General features: G+C 34.7%; 19 protein-coding genes and 1 pseudogene. 12 read left to right on the top strand and 8 right to left on the bottom strand.

Annotation, left to right across the window (positions count from 1 at the left end; genetic code table 11):
* Positions 1-211 precede the first annotated feature (211 nt).
* The 6 genes from EKL97_RS13210 to EKL97_RS16115 all read left to right on the top strand — a co-directional run bounded on the left by EKL97_RS13210 (position 212) and on the right by EKL97_RS16115 (position 4,622).
* A complete protein-coding gene (locus EKL97_RS13210) occupies positions 212-652 on the top strand; it encodes a response regulator (protein WP_126462704.1) in 441 nt (146 codons plus the stop codon).
* Positions 653-657: 5 nt separating this feature from the next.
* Positions 658-1,143, top strand: a complete 486-nt coding sequence (locus tag EKL97_RS13205) for a T9SS type A sorting domain-containing protein (RefSeq protein ID WP_126462701.1) — start codon at positions 658-660, stop codon at positions 1,141-1,143.
* A gap of 5 nt (positions 1,144-1,148) precedes the next feature.
* Complete coding sequence (locus tag EKL97_RS15720; RefSeq protein ID WP_199739624.1) at positions 1,149-2,066, top strand: hypothetical protein; 918 nt, start codon at positions 1,149-1,151, stop codon at positions 2,064-2,066.
* A 191-nt stretch (positions 2,067-2,257) separates the two neighbouring features.
* Positions 2,258-2,746 carry a hypothetical protein gene (locus EKL97_RS13195; RefSeq protein WP_126462698.1) on the top strand — a complete coding sequence of 163 codons (489 nt, stop codon included), beginning with the start codon at positions 2,258-2,260 and terminating at the stop codon, positions 2,744-2,746.
* A gap of 276 nt (positions 2,747-3,022) precedes the next feature.
* Positions 3,023-4,294 (top strand): ice-binding family protein, encoded by a 1,272-nt coding sequence (locus EKL97_RS13190; RefSeq protein WP_126462696.1) that lies wholly within the window; start codon positions 3,023-3,025, stop codon positions 4,292-4,294.
* Positions 4,295-4,490: 196 nt separating this feature from the next.
* Positions 4,491-4,622, top strand: a complete 132-nt coding sequence (locus EKL97_RS16115; protein WP_126462693.1) for a helix-turn-helix domain-containing protein — start codon at positions 4,491-4,493, stop codon at positions 4,620-4,622.
* Positions 4,623-4,806: 184 nt separating this feature from the next.
* On the opposite strand, the gene EKL97_RS13180 is transcribed toward EKL97_RS16115, so the two are convergent.
* The 7 genes from EKL97_RS13180 to EKL97_RS13155 all read right to left on the bottom strand — a co-directional run bounded on the left by EKL97_RS13180 (position 4,807) and on the right by EKL97_RS13155 (position 10,337).
* Positions 4,807-5,016: a hypothetical protein gene (locus EKL97_RS13180; protein ID WP_126462691.1), complete on the bottom strand. Its 210-nt coding sequence runs from the start codon at positions 5,014-5,016 to the stop codon at positions 4,807-4,809.
* 52 nt (positions 5,017-5,068) lie between these two features.
* Positions 5,069-5,197, bottom strand: coding sequence for a hypothetical protein (locus tag EKL97_RS16000; RefSeq protein ID WP_255416347.1), 129 nt, complete (start codon positions 5,195-5,197; stop codon positions 5,069-5,071).
* 152 nt (positions 5,198-5,349) lie between these two features.
* Complete coding sequence (locus tag EKL97_RS13175) at positions 5,350-6,021, bottom strand: hypothetical protein (RefSeq protein WP_126462688.1); 672 nt, start codon at positions 6,019-6,021, stop codon at positions 5,350-5,352.
* 100 nt (positions 6,022-6,121) lie between these two features.
* Positions 6,122-6,781 (bottom strand): ATPase, encoded by a 660-nt coding sequence (locus EKL97_RS13170; RefSeq protein ID WP_126569035.1) that lies wholly within the window; start codon positions 6,779-6,781, stop codon positions 6,122-6,124.
* Positions 6,765-7,703, bottom strand: a complete 939-nt coding sequence (locus tag EKL97_RS13165) for a transcriptional regulator (protein ID WP_126462682.1) — start codon at positions 7,701-7,703, stop codon at positions 6,765-6,767. Before EKL97_RS13165 ends, EKL97_RS13170 begins: the two co-directional genes overlap by 17 nt.
* Positions 7,704-7,845: 142 nt before the next feature.
* Entirely contained in the window at positions 7,846-8,133 is a 288-nt protein-coding gene (locus tag EKL97_RS13160) for a helix-turn-helix domain-containing protein (RefSeq protein WP_039107836.1), read from the bottom strand.
* A gap of 569 nt (positions 8,134-8,702) precedes the next feature.
* Positions 8,703-10,337 (bottom strand): AraC family transcriptional regulator, encoded by a 1,635-nt coding sequence (locus tag EKL97_RS13155; RefSeq protein ID WP_126462679.1) that lies wholly within the window; start codon positions 10,335-10,337, stop codon positions 8,703-8,705.
* Between the two features lie 386 nt (positions 10,338-10,723).
* Between EKL97_RS13155 and EKL97_RS13150 the strand changes: the two genes are divergently transcribed.
* A complete protein-coding gene (locus EKL97_RS13150; protein WP_126569034.1) occupies positions 10,724-11,002 on the top strand; it encodes a hypothetical protein in 279 nt (92 codons plus the stop codon).
* Positions 11,003-11,097: 95 nt separating this feature from the next.
* Here EKL97_RS13150 and EKL97_RS13145 read toward each other — a convergent pair whose 3' ends face one another.
* Positions 11,098-11,943 (bottom strand): RteC domain-containing protein, encoded by an 846-nt coding sequence (locus EKL97_RS13145; protein ID WP_126462673.1) that lies wholly within the window; start codon positions 11,941-11,943, stop codon positions 11,098-11,100.
* Positions 11,944-12,214: 271 nt separating this feature from the next.
* Between EKL97_RS13145 and EKL97_RS13140 the strand changes: the two genes are divergently transcribed.
* The 5 genes and pseudogenes from EKL97_RS13140 to EKL97_RS13120 all read left to right on the top strand — a co-directional run bounded on the left by EKL97_RS13140 (position 12,215) and on the right by EKL97_RS13120 (position 18,173).
* Complete coding sequence (locus tag EKL97_RS13140) at positions 12,215-13,303, top strand: Fic family protein (RefSeq protein WP_126569033.1); 1,089 nt, start codon at positions 12,215-12,217, stop codon at positions 13,301-13,303.
* A gap of 82 nt (positions 13,304-13,385) precedes the next feature.
* Complete coding sequence (locus tag EKL97_RS15605) at positions 13,386-13,538, top strand: hypothetical protein (protein WP_158614932.1); 153 nt, start codon at positions 13,386-13,388, stop codon at positions 13,536-13,538.
* Between the two features lie 546 nt (positions 13,539-14,084).
* Positions 14,085-14,153: pseudogene (locus EKL97_RS15905) on the top strand (histone H1); the annotation flags it as partial.
* Between the two features lie 548 nt (positions 14,154-14,701).
* Positions 14,702-17,089: a TonB-dependent receptor gene (locus EKL97_RS13125; protein WP_126569032.1), complete on the top strand. Its 2,388-nt coding sequence runs from the start codon at positions 14,702-14,704 to the stop codon at positions 17,087-17,089.
* Positions 17,090-17,099: 10 nt separating this feature from the next.
* Positions 17,100-18,173: a PepSY-associated TM helix domain-containing protein gene (locus EKL97_RS13120; RefSeq protein WP_126463452.1), complete on the top strand. Its 1,074-nt coding sequence runs from the start codon at positions 17,100-17,102 to the stop codon at positions 18,171-18,173.
* Positions 18,174-18,377 lie beyond the last annotated feature (204 nt).

Here is an 18,377-nt window from a genome sequence, read left to right as displayed (position 1 = left end):
CGCATTGCGGTAATCTCCTTACCGATGCGTAATCTCCAGCAGCTCTGACGCATGGATAGAAAAAAGCAATCATTTTGCTTTTTTCAAAAGTTGGAATACTTTCCAAAAAATGGAAAAAATAAACCATTTTATTTTATTAAAACCTTTATAATAAGCTACTTAACTTTTTGGCTTGCTTTTGGATTAGATCTTAACAATATAGTTAGATAATATGCAAAATCAAAATTCATTCAAATTTTTTATAGTAGACGACGATGTTTTTTGTGCAAAAATGCACGAACAATATTTGTTAAACCTAAACTACAGCAATATTAAATGTTTCAGTAATGGGAATGATTGCCTAAATAATCTAAATCAAAATCCAGACATTATTTTCTTGGATCACAACATGGATGGAATAACAGGATTAGAAGTTTTAAAAAAAATAAAACGCTACAATCCTAGCATTTATGTAATAATGGTTTCGGGTCAGCAAAATATTAAAATAGCTGTTGATGCTCATGAGTATGAAGCCTATGATTATATAATTAAAGACAATTTAGTGTACGATAAAATGACACTTATTATCAATAAAATTAGTTCGATGAAAAAAGCGACCTCAACTTTTATTGAAATCTCTAAAAATGAATTTTTAGACCCTTCTTTAGAATAAGTAATATGAACATTAAAAAAATAAAAATAGTTATATTATTCTTGTTAGGCTTTGGGCTACTAACAGCACAAGCACAACAAGCAATCACTGCCACTGGCGGCGATGCTTCTGGAAGCGGAGGAACAGTTGCTTATTCGGTAGGGCAAGTTGTTTATACCACCAATACAGGTACAAACGGTTCGGTAGCACAAGGCGTGCAACAATCCTACATAATTTCTATTGTGTTGGGCATAGAAGACAATTCCATTAAATTGGAATTAACAGCTTACCCAAACCCTACTACCAATTTTTTAACGCTTAATGTAGGTAACGCCGAACTTTCAACTTTGAGATTTCAACTTTACGACATCAGCGGAAAATTAATTGAAAGCCGAAAAATAGTAAGCAGCACCGAAACAATTGGTATGGAAAATTTACCAAGTGCCATTTATTTTTTGAAAGTGGTCAACAATAACAAAGAAGTAAAAACATTTAAAATCATTAAAAAATAAAAACTGTGACGAAGTTATATTTAATCATAGTAGGGCTTTTATTAACGGTAAGCGTATTTGCACAAGCCCCACAAAAAATGAGTTACCAAGCCGTAATTCGTAACAATAGTAACGCATTAATAACATCAACACCTATTGGAATGCAAATTAGCATATTGCAGAGTTCATCAACTGGCACAGCTGTGTATGTAGAAACCCAAACACCAAGCACCAACTCCAATGGTTTAGTAAGTTTAGAAATTGGAACAGGTACAATTATAACAGGTACATTTTCGGGTATCAACTGGGCAACTGGTCCTTATTTTATAAAAACAGAAACCGACCCAACAGGCGGAACCGCTTACACCATTGCTGGTACAAACGAATTAATGAGTGTGCCCTATGCTTTGTTTAGTGCAAACGGAACGGCTGGCTCAACTGGCGCTGCCGGTCCAAATATAATTACTGTAGCCACAACAACAACCCAAACTGGGTTATTAACAGGAAATGGTGCAAATGTTTCGGCTGTTCCCGCAACTACAGCAAGTATTGCTGCTTCTGCAGATAAAAACTATGTTACCAATGCTCAACAAACTGTCCTTGGAAATACAAGCAATACAAACACAGGTGACCAAACAACCATAACCGGAAATGCAGGAACAGCCACAGCGCTTGCGACCGCAAGAACAATCAACGGTGTGCCGTTTGACGGAACAGCAAATATTACGATAACCGCAGCAGCAGGTGGAATGCAATATTTTGAAAAAGAGTTAGTTTCTGACGGGGAAAATAGTATTGCTTTAACATTCTCTTTGGGTGTTTTTTCTAAAATTCATTATAATGGAACTTTACTAAGAAAAAATCAATGGTCAGGAGTTGGTCTTACTACTTTAACATTAATTCTTGACACAAGGCAAAACGATAAATTAACAGTTACAAATTAAATATTAACCTAAAATCTTGCAGTGGTATAGAAAAACTGGGGAAAACAAATGAAAAACCAATAAATAAAACCAATAAATAAAACCAATAAACCAAATGTCAGGGTTGGTTTATTTGTAATGAAAAACAACCTTGACACAAAGTAAATAAACAATTAACATCTTGCAGTGGTATAGATAAACTGAGTAAAATTATGAAAAAATACATACTAACAATCGCATTATTTGCAATTTCCTATTTAGGATTTTCACAAACTACACCAACAGCCCAATTGAGAGTTGCAGATCGAACAACTGCTTTTGGCCAAAATCTGCCTGCTGGAACGCAAATTTATGTTGTGTCTGATCGTACTTTATGGCAAGCAAAAATCGGAATTCCTTCTGCTTTATCAATTGACACTGCATTAGCCGCATTAACCGCAGCATCACCCATAGATTATTTGGTAAAAATTAACAGTAATGTCAGTTACTTTGTTCAATCATTTGAAGCAGCCGCTACACCAGGAACGTACACACTTACATATCTCCCGTTGCTACCTACAACTTCGATAACTGTTATGATGAATGGAGCGGCATTGAGGCCAACAACTGATTATACTAGTTCTGAGAAGGTTCTAACTATTATTTCTGCTCAATCAGAATATGATAAATTTGTAGTATCTTATACTTATACTAACAATTAATATTGCTATGTTTCTGTAGGATGATTTTCTTTATCCTGCAGAAGCATAGATTGAGTTTTTAAAGTTTTATTATAAAGGAATACAAATTTTAGATTCCTCACTTTGTTAGGAATAACAATTTTGGTTTATATAGGGAGAGCGAGCGTTCCAATTTCATCGTAAGGCCAGCTCTCCCTTATTTGCTATCAAAAGTCTTGTCATTCCGAAGAGAGGAATCTTTTTTTTATTTGCTTTTGATAGTGTTCAAATAAATGATTTACTAAATGTTATATTAAAATGAAAAACTTAATTATTTTATTTCTGTTTTTTCCTTCCCTGATGTTTGCACAGGCGCCACAGGCGCTGGTTGCACCTTCAGTATTAATGAAAATACCTGACGCAACAACTATCTTTGGTGCTAATTTAGGCGTTGGTACACAAATTTATGATATAGCTAATGATAAATTGTATGCGGTAAAAACAAAAATAATCTACACTGAAACAATTACCACTGCCGCAGCATCTTTGAGCTTGATTAACACCGCTGGTTATAGTTCTGTTACTGCTTCTTCAATTATTTCAACTACTTCAACTACAGATGTAGTAATTACAGACATGACTAAAACTCTAGTAGAGGCTGGTATGTATTCTATTCATTTTAATGGGCAATTAAACATCCCCGCAGCTAATTATACAACTGGTTTTAGCACTGCTACTGCGGCTGCAGATTTAAATTTAATTTATAACGATATTATGGCAATACCTGTAACCGGTACCCATGCACTTACTTTTGGAAGTGGGGAAACGCTTCTTCCTGGAGTTTATAATGTATCGGGCGCGGCATCAATTGCCGGCACTCTTACTCTAAATGGTAATAATGAAATAAACCCTATATTTATAGTTAGAGCCAATGCAGGAGCATTTAATACAGGGGCTGGTACTAATGTAATTTTAACAAACGGAGCAACCGCAAAAAATGTTTTTTGGATTGCCGATGGAGCAGTTGGTCTCGGTGCTAGTACAAATATCTCAGGAACCTTATTTTCTCATGGAGCTGCTGTTGCAGGGGCTAATACCACAGTAAACGGACGATTATTAACGACATTGGGAGCAATTTCTTTCGGAGAAGGTACACTTACTTTGCCAACAGGCAATAGCATTATAAATTTTAGGAGCTTGTCTAATTTCGTAATATTTACCAGTTCAGGTGGAGTTGCCAATACTGGTGCTTCAGTATATAATGGAGATATTGGAACAGCTGGAGGTGCCATCACAGGCTTTGCTGCAACTGCAACTGTAAATGGAACTATCTTTCAATCAGGATCAACTACGCTTGTTACCCCCATTAATCATATGGCTACTTTTAGCCTTTATAAAAATGGCGTCTTAATTCCTTATTCTAGCAGAACAAGAGTAGAATTACCATCGGACATTTCATTACTAGCCCTTTCTAAAATTGAAGTGGATGACACAATAGATGTGAGATGGAAAATTGATGAACAAAAGTCTGATGGTATCGAAATAAGTGTTCTTAATAGAATTTTAACATTGATTAGAGTAGGAAACTAACCAAACGGTACTCGTTTAAAATATAAAAGAAAATTCAGCATGAAAAAATTTCACGCAACATAAAATTTTAGGTACTAACGGGCCTATAGTTCTTCTGCTCCTATTCTTTTTAATCCAAATACTAGAAATACAAGCACAATACATGAAGAATTAAATAACTTAATGCAACAAATGATAATTTTATCTTTGTTGAATTATGGAAAAATCCCGTAAAAGATTAACCCTTAATGAAAGGGTAATTATTGAGACACTTTTAAACGAAAACAAGTCTAAAAGTTATATTGCCTCAATACTGGAATTCCTACAAAAAGTGAAACAAAAAAGTTAAGACCTATGCTACATTTTTCAATTTGTTAAATTCTTGTTCCGTTTATGCTGGAGATTTATAACCCAAAGAAGAGTGTAAACGTTTTCTATTACACCATACTTCGGCTTTGGGAATAAACAATCCTACAGCGAATTTTATTTGATCCCCTGAATTAGAGTTGAATTTTAGGGTCAATGGCTCCGATTTATTCTAACATTATTGTTTCATCGGACAATACTATAACTACCCTGTTTTGGTCCAGTGCTTCCATAAGTTGTTCCGTCAGATGCATTATGGCTTTTTTGAGAGCGGATTCCTCTTGCGGGAATTTTAGATACTGAATAAATTGCAAATCGACAGAAGGTTCTTCCTGACCTAAAAACAGAATTTCACAGCGTGTTAATTTTGCACTCAACTTTATTTTGTACTGTATTATTATATTTTCTTGTGCTTTTAACAAAGCCTTTTTAAATTCTGGTACGGAAATACCCAACTAGTTCATCAAAATGCTCTATGTCTGTATTGTGTTCAAAAATTCCTTTGAATTTATTCAATAATGTGTTTGCATTTTGGTTGGTAAAAAACTTTGTAGACATTTATTATTATCTTTTGTTATTTTGCGAAACGTAAAACTATGCTTTTTTAAAGAAATAACCTACACAAAAAACATACAGATTAATTTGTTTTATTATGTAAACGATACCCAAATAGTGTCATTACAAATCAAAAATAATCTTTAGGTTTTGTTTTACTTTACGGTTTCCCACATTTTGAGAAAATAATTATTTAATTCTGCACTATTTAGATTGTCCAGAAACAATTGAAAATCGTACAATTGAATCAACCCGTCCTTGTTATCCGGTACTTGTGCCAACTGCACAAAATTGATGTTTTGGTATAGGGATTTTTCTCCTACTATGTCTTGTATGATGATGAAAATTGCTTGTTGTAACGTCTTTGTATCACAATACAAATTGTAACTTTTTAAAAAAACTACAATGTCTAACTTATGTGATAATTCATGATACTCAACAGGTAAAAATGTGAGTTCGCTGGCTTTTAATGAAATCTCATGGAAGATGTAAGGTTCATCAAGACCCTTCATGAGTTTGTCAATTCTTTCGATTGGTTGGATGAAAGCGGTGAATTTCCAGTTTTTCAATTGCGGTGCATTGTCGACTAAATCAATTACGTGATTAAAGTATTCTTGGTTGCCGTTGGCGGTTAAAATTAGCTCGCATTTTCCGTTGGCGGTTTTCGGATATACAATCATAAAGTCAATTTCCTTGCAATAATAACCGAGGTTTTTGTTTATCCAAAAGCTGATGTGTTTTTGGTTTTTAGGGGTTTCGTTGATGAGGTTTTTGATGGTTTGATTGTTGTCTTGGAACCAGTTCCAGAAAGTGTTGATTTTTTTCATGATAGAAAAGTTTAAGGTTTAAGGTTTGAAAAGTTTAAAGTTGCTTCTCGATACAATTTTTACGCAAAGTGATAAGATTGCTTCGTTCCTCGCAATGACTTTATCGTTTGTCTTTCGTTCTACTATCAAATGTTATCAAATTGAACATTTGTCGCATTCTGGAGCGGAGGCGGTTGCCGTAGTTGTTTTCGATTTCGGAGGCGGAAAGGTTGGTGGTGATGTGCGTGACGGATTTGTTTTCGACAAATTGTTCGTATCGGCTTATTAGTACTTCAGCCATGACGTTACAATCATTTCCGAAGTGCTTTATTTGCTGTTCGGCACCTAAATCGTCAAAGCAATAACCGGTTAGTTTTGATTGACTGGCTTGCTTTAGCGTGTAGCAGTTGATGGCTTCAAAACCATTTTTGGCAAATTCAAACGAGACTTCCCTGCATGTTTTTATTTTGTACTCAGACGCATGATAGGTAAAAGGACGTACTAAGTTCATTAGGGATGTTTTTCCGCAACCAATTGAACCTGATACTAAAATGCCTTTTGTTAAGTCTATATTTTGGTTTATGGCAGCTTTCTCATCTTTTATCATATAAATCAACAATTTGTAGATGGTAGGGTAATCCATTTCGCTGATATGAAACGAACTTCCATAGGTTATTTTTCCTTGGTTTTCTAAATATTCCAAGCATTTCTGGAAATTGTACACTTTGAAACCTTTGTAGACCAAGAAGGTTTCATGGACTGATTTACAATGGTTCGTCATATTTTTTTTGGGTTGCCGTGTGCAAGTGCATCGGTTTTGGTTGGGCGTTGTAATCGGATTTTGGAGTGTTTGTTGCAAACTTAGCTGTGTTGAGCATCCAGTTTCTTGCTGCAGCTTTCCAATCTTTCATTTTTGTTTTTCCGCCTATGAGCCAACCGATGCTGGAGTAGTAATTGAAAAACTTATTGGCTTCTATTTGGGAGCTTTCCTTGAAAGAGAAGTATTCCAGTATCATTTCGAGTGATGGCACTGTGGTTTCAAAAAATAAATCGAGTTCAACAGCTTTTTCTTTTTTGGCGCAACTTTTTTCTTTTTGCTGCCCGCTTTCAGTTTGTTTTTTATTGGTAGCAGCGAATACTGGAAGTATTTGCTGACCGGTCTCCGTTTTTATTTCTTTCTCTTTTGGATTTATCAAAGGATTCAAATTTTGAACTGGTTCATTTCTTGAAATTTTTTCTATATCTATTTTTGTATTGTTTAAATTGTTTTTAGGTGTTTGTTTTTTATTATATATATAGAGCTGTTCATTTACCTGTTCAATGACTTGTTCATTTTTTGATTCGGTCAAATTGTGAACGGGTTCATTTTTTGAATGGGTTGAGTGTGGTATTTTTGAAATTGTTTTTTCTTTTTCAGAAAAATTGATCATAATGATGTTGGAGCAAGAGTGTGGATTGAATGTCGGATTGTATACCATAAACCCTAAAAGCTCTAATTCTTTCATGCATTTATGATACGTTGCTTTTGAATTGATTTTGCTGGCTTTCATGATTTCTTCCCGAGAAATGCCTGTTGGATTCTTGAATCGATTTACGTTCCAACATTGGAAAAGTGCCAAATAGAGCGAAATGTGCGTTGGATTTAGGTTGGGTTCATAATTGATTTTATTGAAAAATCCGGTGAGGTGTTTGATGTAGTTCATGAGATAGTGTTCAGTTTTTAGTGTTCAGTTTGATTAACCACAAGTTGTAAGGAGTTAATGAGATTATTCCTCTAATTCGAATAAAGTCCTCTTGTCCTCCTTTGTCTAGGTTAGACAGATTGTTTGGTTACTTGTAATGACTTTACTTGAAAAGGGTAGGCAGGGCATTTACTTTATTTCCGTTTAAAAGTTTTTCTATATCAGTTTGGTCGTAATACATAATTCCACCGATTTTGGTATAGGTCAGTGTGCCGTTGACACGAAGGTTTTGGAGTGTTCCGGGAGAAATGTTGAGTAATTTCCTGACTTCTGTTGATTTCAGCCATTTTTTGGATTGCTCGTTTGTGCCTTTAAGTATTTTTGTAATATCTTCTAAGAGAGATTTACGGAATTCACAGAGGTCTGCTTTGGTAAGGATTTCGATTGCCATAACTTTCGGTTTATATTGTTATGGTGCAAAATTGTTGTAATTGATTGTTTTTATATCACAAGTGGTTCACAAGTTGTGAAAGAAAAAATGGGTTTTTATTTTGAAGGGGCTGTGGTTATTGACTTCTTTTTATTAAATTTTTTCTTTTGTCTTGATAACTCACGAGTTAATAATTTATTGGAGTTAGTCAATCTTTGATTTCAAAAGAAACAAAAAATTAAGCCTATACTGTTGTTACACGTTTTTTGTTTATTACGAAATTCTTTTCTTTTGTCTTGATACAAAAGAAACAAAAAATCAAGCCTGAAAATAAAAAGCTTGAAAACTACCTCAAAGTTCCATTCCGCACTCCGCGAGTTGAGTCCGCAGGACTCAACTCGCGGAGTGCTGCCATTTCACTTTTTCGTTGTTTTCTATGCTTTGTATTTAAGGGCGAGGAGAAGTGGAAGTTTATTTGGATTTTGCTCTATAACTCGACTCTAGGATCACTCCCTTCGGCCAACGCTTAATTCGTTAGCACGATTTTTGGAATGGTAACTATAAAGGACATTTCAGATGATGTCTTGTTATTATGAATGTTGTTGACTTCTTAATTTATTGATGAAGTAGGTGGGAGAGAGGCCTGTTTGATTTTTGAACGCTCGTGTAAAGTTTTGGGTGGAGCCGAAACCAGCTTCGTCAGCTAATGCCTTATTTTTGTAATTGCGGTATATGTTTTCGTTTTTTAGTAATTCTACAATATGTTCAATCTTCAAATAGGTGATATATTCGACGGTTCCTTTGTCGCGGTAACGTGCAATAATTTTTGAAGCGTATTTCGTATTGGTGTTTAGTAATGAAGCCATTTTTCCCAAATTCATGTCTTTTACGAGGTACTTTTTATTGCGCTCGAATTTTTCTAGATTTTTTAAAATTGCAATAACCAATTCTGGATTGATACCGAGTTCTTTACTGGTATTGTTTGAAACCAATGATTGGATGATTTCGGGTTTGCGATTCATTAATTCTTCAAATAATCTTTTATTTTTATAATGTCTGTACACTAGTATTGCAATGATTACTGTCATTATGGTAATTATAATGGTCCAGTAGTGTTCAATGTTTCTTTGAGTTTGAATTAAATTTTTTGTGTCGTATTTTTTGTGTATTTTCCCTGAAAGGTATTTATAATCCTTAATTAGGACTTGGTCTACTTTTGAAAGGGCTGTGACATAATATAACTCTAATTCTTTGTCGTTTTGTTGCTGATAATAATCAATTAATAGTTCATAGGCTTCCCGTAAATCGGGACGTATGTACTTTTGTTTTTGGAACGCTTCATCAATCTTTTTTAAGTAGGGTAGTGCCTTTTCCTGTGCCTTTTGAGCCCAGTAGCTTTTACCTATGTAAAAATAGGCGGTCGTTTCGTTTGTAAAGTCTTTATTCACTTTCATAGAAGGCAGTGCCTTTGTCAATTTTTTTATTGCGTCGGGATAATTGTGTTTAAAATATTGGTTTACGCCTTCGGAATGGATGAAGTAGGACTGCATTTCTAGGTTTTTAAAGCGCAGACCTGCACTCAGTCCCAACTGATTCATCTGGGTGCATAGTTTATATTTACCTATGCGGTTGTAAGAAAGCCCTAAAGAATGAAGTGAATTCAGATAGGCACGGCTATTTTCTTCCTTGAAGTAGCCAAGACATTCTTTGAATAATGCTATTGCCTCATCGTAAAACCCGAGGTAATATTTGATCTGAGCAATGCCATATTTTATTTTGTAAATTTGGTACTGGTTGCTTGTTTTTGAAATGTATTCATCTGCTAACAGGTAGTTGTCAAGTGCTTTCATGAGCTCTTTACGGTCATAATACACTGCTCCTCTAGTCATGTAAACGGCTCCAATTAATTCGATATCGGCTGTTCGTTTAGCTGCCGTCACCATACTATCGGCATATATAAGCCGTAACTTTTTATCGTTTTTGTAAATTAAAACTTTATAAGCCAACGCCATTTGGCCGAAGTTTTTCTCCCTTTTTGCTTTAGCTAACCATGACTGTGCATACAACCTTTCTTTGATACTGTCCTTTTCCTCATAAAGTATGTTGTTGCTAAAATATTCATAGTTTTTAGCTGAAAGACTGTCCAAAATTACAAATTTATTTTGTTGTGCCTGGACATTATAATACAGGCATACCCATAGTATAAGCAAGTAGTTTTTCGTCATATTCCTAAGAGATTGGGGGCTTACTGATTAGAAAATTCAGTATTAGTTACTATGGTGATTTATTCCTATGCACTAAATGTAACTAAAATAACTTAATTCATGCAAGAATTACCCTAGTAAAGGATTTTTTTATTTTCTTGAATGTAACTCATTGGATAGTTGTTATTTATTGGAAAATGTTCTGTGTTCAATTCGGGAATTGCGTATAGTAGATTCCCGAATTGAACAGTCGTTGGCTTGCCAGGGAGGAAACGTCCCACTAGTTTTGCCCTGAATTCAAACGGTTTTGTTATGAGTAAAACCAACACCAACATTGTTCAGATTACCCCGGGAGAAATGAACTGATGAAAAAAAGTAATCAGTAATATTTAAAAACATTATCAAAGATGAAAAAATTCTATTCAGGTCTTAGCACATTAATTTGTTTGTGCGTTCTATTTACACTTGATTCCTGTACCGCCGATACACCTGTTGTATCTGGCGATACCATAAGCAAGGCAGATACAAAGAATGAAATTCATTATTATCCCAAAAAAGGGGATACAGTGCTCGCTGCGGAAAGTTTATCGGCTAACACTAGTACAGAGGAACCAGCAATGGCTGTTGATCCTGACTGGAAAATACTTGTTGGCCATATTATTGATGGTTCTGGAAGTACGGACTAAACATCAGAATTATACGCATTACTTCGGTAATTATTATTACAGTATGAGTTTTTTGCAATTAAAACAAAAAGGTTGCTCAATTTGAGCAGCCTTTTTCAATTCTCATCTGCATCATCCATGCGGATTATGAGTTTGTTTTTGAGTGTATTCATAAATTTTGTCCTATCGGATTTCCTGTTGCGGATTTCCAGAAAGACCCTGTTGAATTGCCCTAATTCGATTCCTAAAGAAGACTCGAAAAAGGATATGACTTCTTTGAGCCCTGTGGCTCCATTATTAAAAACGCCTTCTGAATGCAGCGCATAAATTAATTCTATCAGATCTACTTTTGATCCTGTCCATTTTAGGCTTTTATAGAGTGGGTAAGGCGATTGTGTTGTTATTGGCTTTCTTTCTAGTTTTTCCATTTGCTCCAGCAGAAAATTTTTTATTTCATCGTTCGCTATTATGCGAGCCATCTTATAGTCGTGAGAGGTTGCGAATCGATGGTCTATTTGGAAATAAACACTGTCCATCATTAATTTAAGATCGTATTTTTCGCGTATATAATATTTGCTGTCAAGACAGTTGTTAGCCGTGCGGCAGTAGCGGTAAAATTCCTGGTTTTGTTTGAAGAAAACTTTTAATTTAAAAAGTTCTGAGTTATAATATTTAGCTATTGTTTTATGGGATCCCAATGGCTTGTTGGTTTCAATAGTATATATTTCGCTGTAGTAAATGAGTTTAGCCGCAAACTTTGGCTTGATGTCGCGAAAGAACTCTATTTCTTCTTTCTTGTTCAACGATTTATATTTTATGAAAAAGGATTTTAGCCTCTCTAAGGCAGTAACGCTACTTTTAATGGCTAATTCGGCCGATTGAATTGGATTTTCTGTTTGCAGATAGATTACTTGTAATTGCTGTTCTAATTGGGACATCAAGGATTCAGTAAACAATTTCATTAGGTCTGTTTTAGATTTACAATTTGACTGATTCAGTACTTGAATCCGGAGGCAAATCTATTTGATGGTTGCTTGGGTTGCAAATGGTGTGGTGTTCGATTCCCGAATTGAATAGTGAAATTCCCGAATTGCATACTTTGTTTTTTGATACTAATGCGGTGAATAAGTTTTATATTTACCGCATAATTGCGGTGATAAATGAAAGTAATCACCGCATATTTTTTTATTTGCGGTAAATAAGTTTTATATTTACCGCAAAAATGCGGTAGATATGTATGTTCATCAAAAAAATGATTGGCCAAAATTCGCTTGGGATGCAGATGTGATTACGCCCCTGCTAGGAACCGTCAGACACAGGCAAGGCAAAATACTTGGAGTGATGCAAGGACTTGGATTTCGATTGCAAGAGGAGACTGTGCTTAAAACATTGACCTTGGACGTACTAAAGTCGAGCGAAATTGAAGGAGAACAATTGAATCCAGAACAGGTTCGTTCTTCAATTGCAAGGCGTTTAGGTATTGAAATAGCCGGTGCTGTTCCTGCGGAACGCAATGTTGAAGGTGTTGTAGAAATGCTATTGGACGCTACGCAACGATATGAAGAACCTTTAAGTGATGATCGTTTGTTTGGATGGCATGCTGCTCTTTTCCCGACCGGGCGAAGTGGAATGTATAAAATAAAAACTGCAGCTTGGCGAGACGATGTCATGCAGGTTACTTCTGGTCCAATGGGAAAAGAAACTATACATTTTGAAGCACCAAGCGCGGATAAAGTACCTACAGAAATGAATGTTTTTTTAGATTGGTTTAATTCAAATCAAGATTTTGATCCTGTATTGAAGGCCGCTTTTGCCCATTTGTGGTTTGTTACCATACATCCATTTGAAGACGGTAACGGACGCATCACAAGAGCTATAACTGATATGCAACTGGCACGCGCCGACCAAAGTATAAAACGATTTTATTCGATGTCGGCTCAAATCCAAGCTGAACGTGATACGTATTATGCTATATTGGAAAGTACACAAAAAGGTGATTTGGATATTACTGACTGGTTGGAATGGTTTCTTGACTGTTTGTTGCGTTCTATGGCACAGACCGATGAAACTATCGCTGCAATCTTAAAGCGTACTCAATTCTGGGAAACTCACCGTACTACCAACTTTAATTCCCGTCAACAAAAAATGCTTGAACTGCTTCTTGATGATTTTTTTGGTAAGCTTACTGTTTCTAAATATGCCAAAATCACTAAAGTTTCTACTGACACTTCTCTTAGAGATATTCAAGATTTAATGGGTAAAGGTATTATTGAGCAAGAAGGAAGTGGTAGGAGTACTTCGTATAAGTTGATTACTATTTAACAGTGTATTCTATATTTTTTAATTGTTTGTTGAAGATTTTCTACCCTCTGACTGCTTTGCTAATCAAAGTTTACTGGATTCAATGCCAATAATCACTTGTTCTGGAAAGCGTAATGCAAAAGTAGCTAAAGAACTGACCGACAAAGGATATTGCTCTACTAAAAGCTTGTATTATTATGGTGTGAAATTACACGCATTGGCTTTTAGACGTTTAGATAAAAATCCCTTTTCCTAAGGAAATTCAAATAACTCCAGCCTCAGTAAATGATTTAACTGTATTCAAAGAAGCTTGGTCTGAGAAAACTAACAGGAATTTTTTTGGAGATAAAATATACAATGATCTAGATTTTTTTTCTGAATTAGAGCAAAAGAAAAATTCGATTATGATGACTCCAATCAAAGGAATTAAAGGGCAATGTCAAGAAATCAAAAATAGAGATAAAGCTGCAAATGATTTGTTCTCGACAGCAGTATGAAGAGTTAGACAACCTATAGAAGCATTTTTTAGTTGGCTAATTCAAAAAACAGATATTCAAAGAGCAAGTAAAGTGAGGTCTGCCAAAGGACTGTTAATTCATATCTTCGGCAAAATTGCTTCCGCTTTTATAAACTTAATATTTTAACCCTTGATTCGTATTACTAATGAAAAAACATATCCTATTCGTCCTTTCCCTTCTACCAATCAAAACTTTAGCATGGGGCAAAAATGGCCACGCTCTAGTTGTAGAAGTAGCTTTTAATTATCTGGATAAAAACACTAAAAAAATAGTTTTAGGATACTCGTAAAGCAACTCTAGAGCTAGAGAAACTATTAAAAGAGTTTAGAAAAGTTTCTGTAGAAGAATCAAAAAATAATATTTCCCTAAAAAAACCTCGTTTAAATCGTTTTAAACGAGGTTTTTGTGTTTATCATGCCAATTAAATTTTAGGAGCCCTAGTTCAACAAATACCAGCAGCACTTTTCTATATTTTGTGGTACATATTACTATATAGAAAGCTTATCCTTTCATTAACTGTTTTAGCCGGCCTTGGTAAGACTGCCAATAATTTCTCTTAGTAGCATCGTTTAGGAAAGAAGCAGCTACCACTTTTTCTGCCTTTTCTGACTGTGATAACGCAACTCCATGATATCATTAAAGTTTTTCTCACTGATGCCTATATGCACCGCAAAGACAAAAAACTGTTGCCTTACTTTTCCTTGATCTAAATTTTCAGGTAATAGTCCATCATCCAACGCAAATTCTTTATCGTCTATATGAACACGGCTATTCAACAGATCATAAGCTGGACTTACCCTCTAATCATTTATTTCTTAAAATAAACTTAATTTTCCTTTGCTAACTTTCTTTTTAGTTTTACTTTCGTACTTTATATTTAATAAATCTAAATAAGAATAACATGAAAATTATTATTTTAATTGCTGCTGCGCTGCTATCAGTTCAGGGATTTTCGCAATCAAATCTAAAGGGTAGAGTTACAGACCAAAATAATCAAACAGTCATAGGAGCTACTGTGCATATTAAAGAATTAGGAAATAATACGATTACAGATGTTTCTGGAGATTATTTGTTGTCTAACATAAAAGAGGGAACTTATTCAGTTAGGATTGAAATGCTTGGTTACCAAACTAGAGTCAAAAGCTTTAAGTTTGATGGTACTAGTTCAGTAGTATACAATGTTACTTTATCAGATGATATAAGCCGTTTAGATGAAGTTGTAATTTCTGCCAGCAGGCACTCAGAATATTTATCAGAAATACCGGCTTCGGTTACAGTTATTGGACAAGCTACACTGCAAGAGTTTGCTAAATCTACTTCAAATATTAGTGAAATACTAGAATTTACAGTGCCAGGTTTAGCGATGTCTTCAGGTACTTTTTCTAACTGGGGACAAACATTACGTGGGCGATCTTTACTAGTTATGGTTGATGGTATTCCGCAATCTTCACCTTTAAGAAACGGACAATTAGGAATAAAATCAATTACTCCTAATGATATTAGTCGCGTGGAGGTTATAAAAGGAGCTACTTCTATTTTTGGTAACGGTGGTAACGGCGGTTTTATTAATTACATTACTAAAAAACCTAATTCTATCAAAAAATTTGAAGGCTCCACCAATGTTTGGGGTACATCTAATGTAGCAGAAACAAAAGACGCATTAGGATTTGGGGTTTATCAATCCTTTAAAGGGAATTTAGATAAATTCAGGTATTATATTAGCGGGAGTTATGAAGAAACGGGCAATAAATATGATGCTAAAGGCATTCCGCTTTTACCGACCTATGGATTTGATAATTCTAAAATATACAGTACGTTAGGAAAGATTGAGTATCAATTATCTGCAAATCAAAAAATAACGCTAGGAGGGAATTTTTATAAATCGACACAAAACTCTCCATTTATTCCTGTAGCTGCCATAGTTGACGTTTTTAATAAAGAAGGAGATTATGCCATAACAGCTGGATATGGTGAAAAAGGGACTATTGTGGGAGAAAAAGCTAATGGTTCGATCCTTGGTAATGCACAATTGACCTATAATTTAAACAATATATTTTCTGAAAATACAGACTTTCAAACTGATTTATATTACCAAAACACAGAGAACATTTTCTTTTATTCTGATAAGTTTGAAAACGGAGGCCAATCTGTAATAAATGCAGAAAAATATGGATTAAGACCAAATTTTATCACGAAGTTATCAGACAACAAGACGGCAGATATTACACTTACTTATGGTGTAGATTTACTTAGAGATAAAACCAATCAAGGATTATTAGATGGTAGGTTATGGGTGCCTAATATCGAAATGATTAGCTGGGCGCCTTACGCACAATCCACCCTTAAATTTAATGAAAAATGGGTTGTCAAAACGGGTTTGCGTTATGATGATATTAATATGGACATTGTTGATTATAGTACTTTGCCGTATTCCGGTAAAAGTGATGGTAACTTTAGCCCGTCTGTAGAGGTACAGGGTGGTAAACTAAACTTTAATAATCTCGCCTTTAATTTTGGTGTACGTTATATTGAGCATCAAGAATTTATACCATATGTAAGTTACTCACAAGGTTTTTCAATTGCAGATTTAGGTTCTGTATTACGTTCTGCAACAGCAAGTAATATTAATGATATTCAGTTAGAAGCTGCAGTGACTAAAAACTATGAATTTGGTTTTTTATCTAAATTTAATAACCTGAAGTTTGAGGCTGTTGGGTATTACAGTACCTCAAGTTTGGGTACGGGAATTGTTTTTGTTGATGAGCTAAATACATTTCAACCTTCAAAACAACCACAACGCATTTATGGCGGAGAGGTTGCTGTAGATTATTTTACGTCAAACGATAAATGGCAATTTGGAACCTCTTATTCGTATGTTGAAGGTACAAAATATAATATAGGAGATGAAAATAACTTAAGCTATTTAGGAGGTGATGTTATCTCCGCACCAAAATTGACTGTGTATGCAAATTGGAGACCGATACCAAAAGTAAGTACTTCTATTAGAGTTACCAATTCGGGAGACAGAGAAAGATTTGATCCTTTTTTAAATGTAAACACTAACAAATATGAATATAGACATACTGAATTTCCAGTAAGTGGTTATACCTTAGTTAATCTTTCTTTGGCTTACCAATTAGAACCTAACTTGTCTGTGTCCTTAGCGGTAAATAACTTGTTAAACGAGTATTATCTTCCTGCAAGATCGCAATGGGCATCCCCATTAAAAACATTTACAGGAGCTGGCGAAGGGGCTAACGCTAAAGTAAGTTTACAATATAATTTTTAATTTCTGTTTGATGGCTTTAGGGAATATAGTGCGTAAAATTCATTTTTGGGTAGGTATTACATGTGGTTTAGTTGCTTCGATTTCTGGCCTTTCTGGTGCTATGTATGTATGGCAACCAGAATTCAGCGCGGCACTTAACCCTGAGCTATTAAAGATGAAAAACATAGATAGTTTAGAGGATGACGTTTTTTTAAAAACGGCATCCTCTTTAGCAACGACGCACTCGGATAGTATTAGCAAAATGTTTCTACCATATAGAGAGCAGCAAACAATTTCTATTGAATTTAAAAACGGGAAAACCAATTATTATAATTCAGAAAATGGGCAGTTTTTAGGAGAGAAGTCAGCTTCAATTGTGTTTTTTGAAGATTTATTAAAATTTCACCGTACCCTTTTCATTCCAAAAATAGGCAAGTATGTGACTGGCACAAGTACTATTGTTTTTCTTTTATTAATATTGCTTTCGGGAATTTACATTTGGTACAAAACCTATAGTTCTACCCTTAAAAACGGGTTTAAAATTAAATGGAAGAGTAAGAAAAAGAAATTTAATTTTGATCTTCATAAGGTATTGGGGGTTAGCTTTTTTATCCCACTTTTGACAATTTCCTTTACAGGTGCCTATTTTACGTATAATTCCTATTATAAAAAGGCGCTATCAGTGCTAGATAGTAGAACAATTCTTAAACAAGAAACACAAAATAAGAATCCCCCATCCTTTGCAACGATTTTATTAGATTCCGATAAAAGTTATGACTTGCGTGCCATTTACTATCTTAAAGATGCAAATGACAACTATCGGTTTAGATATATTGAGAGTAGATTTAAAACGCAAGGACTTAGAAAAACCAAAGAACTGACGGTTAGCACAAACCTAAAAACAATCTCTTTAACAGATTATAGGAATGATGCTACTAGCAACCGTTTGGCAGCACAATTTTACCCTGTACACACAGGTGAAATTGCAGGACTATTTGGTAGGATTCTTGTTTTTATCGCTGGACTTATTCCCCTTACATTGTATATCACTGGCTTTAGGATATATCTTTCTAAGAAACGAAGACTAAGGAAGTTTCCTGGTTGACGGCAATTTATTGTCACCGCTAAAATTCAAAACTGGGGATTAATCTTCACCCAGTTCTAAACTATATTTGAAAAAAGAGTTCAACTTTAATTAAAAAGTCAAACCCCTATATTTTTAAACTTACACACTTTTTACAGAAGTGTCTTTTTTTGAAAAACAAAAATAAATCAATATTTTAATTGTAAATCAACACAGAATCTATCG

The organism is Flavobacterium sp. LS1P28 (assembly GCF_003970335.1).
Lineage (GTDB): Bacteria > Bacteroidota > Bacteroidia > Flavobacteriales > Flavobacteriaceae > Flavobacterium.
The sequence above is the reverse complement of the archived record's forward strand: the minus strand, read 5'-3'. Positions and strand labels throughout refer to the sequence as shown.

Excerpts from the sequence above, each read along its gene's own strand:
- EKL97_RS13145 (WP_126462673.1), bottom strand. The coding sequence starts at position 11,943 with ATGAAATTGTTTACTGAATCCTTGATGTCCCAATTAGAACAGCAATTA.
- EKL97_RS13165 (WP_126462682.1), bottom strand. The coding sequence starts at position 7,703 with ATGAACTACATCAAACACCTCACCGGATTTTTCAATAAAATCAATTAT.
- EKL97_RS16000 (WP_255416347.1), bottom strand. The coding sequence starts at position 5,197 with ATGTCTACAAAGTTTTTTACCAACCAAAATGCAAACACATTATTGAAT.
- EKL97_RS13190 (WP_126462696.1), top strand. The coding sequence starts at position 3,023 with ATGAAAAACTTAATTATTTTATTTCTGTTTTTTCCTTCCCTGATGTTT.
- EKL97_RS13120 (WP_126463452.1), top strand. The coding sequence starts at position 17,100 with ATGGCTTTAGGGAATATAGTGCGTAAAATTCATTTTTGGGTAGGTATT.
- EKL97_RS13160 (WP_039107836.1), bottom strand. The coding sequence starts at position 8,133 with ATGGCAATCGAAATCCTTACCAAAGCAGACCTCTGTGAATTCCGTAAA.
- EKL97_RS13125 (WP_126569032.1), top strand. The coding sequence starts at position 14,702 with ATGAAAATTATTATTTTAATTGCTGCTGCGCTGCTATCAGTTCAGGGA.
- EKL97_RS13205 (WP_126462701.1), top strand. The coding sequence starts at position 658 with ATGAACATTAAAAAAATAAAAATAGTTATATTATTCTTGTTAGGCTTT.
- EKL97_RS13150 (WP_126569034.1), top strand. The coding sequence starts at position 10,724 with ATGAAAAAATTCTATTCAGGTCTTAGCACATTAATTTGTTTGTGCGTT.
- EKL97_RS13175 (WP_126462688.1), bottom strand. The coding sequence starts at position 6,021 with ATGAAAAAAATCAACACTTTCTGGAACTGGTTCCAAGACAACAATCAA.
- EKL97_RS13195 (WP_126462698.1), top strand. The coding sequence starts at position 2,258 with ATGAAAAAATACATACTAACAATCGCATTATTTGCAATTTCCTATTTA.
- EKL97_RS13210 (WP_126462704.1), top strand. The coding sequence starts at position 212 with ATGCAAAATCAAAATTCATTCAAATTTTTTATAGTAGACGACGATGTT.
- EKL97_RS13140 (WP_126569033.1), top strand. The coding sequence starts at position 12,215 with ATGTATGTTCATCAAAAAAATGATTGGCCAAAATTCGCTTGGGATGCA.
- EKL97_RS15605 (WP_158614932.1), top strand. The coding sequence starts at position 13,386 with ATGCCAATAATCACTTGTTCTGGAAAGCGTAATGCAAAAGTAGCTAAA.
- EKL97_RS13170 (WP_126569035.1), bottom strand. The coding sequence starts at position 6,781 with ATGACGAACCATTGTAAATCAGTCCATGAAACCTTCTTGGTCTACAAA.
- EKL97_RS16115 (WP_126462693.1), top strand. The coding sequence starts at position 4,491 with ATGGAAAAATCCCGTAAAAGATTAACCCTTAATGAAAGGGTAATTATT.
- EKL97_RS13155 (WP_126462679.1), bottom strand. The coding sequence starts at position 10,337 with ATGACGAAAAACTACTTGCTTATACTATGGGTATGCCTGTATTATAAT.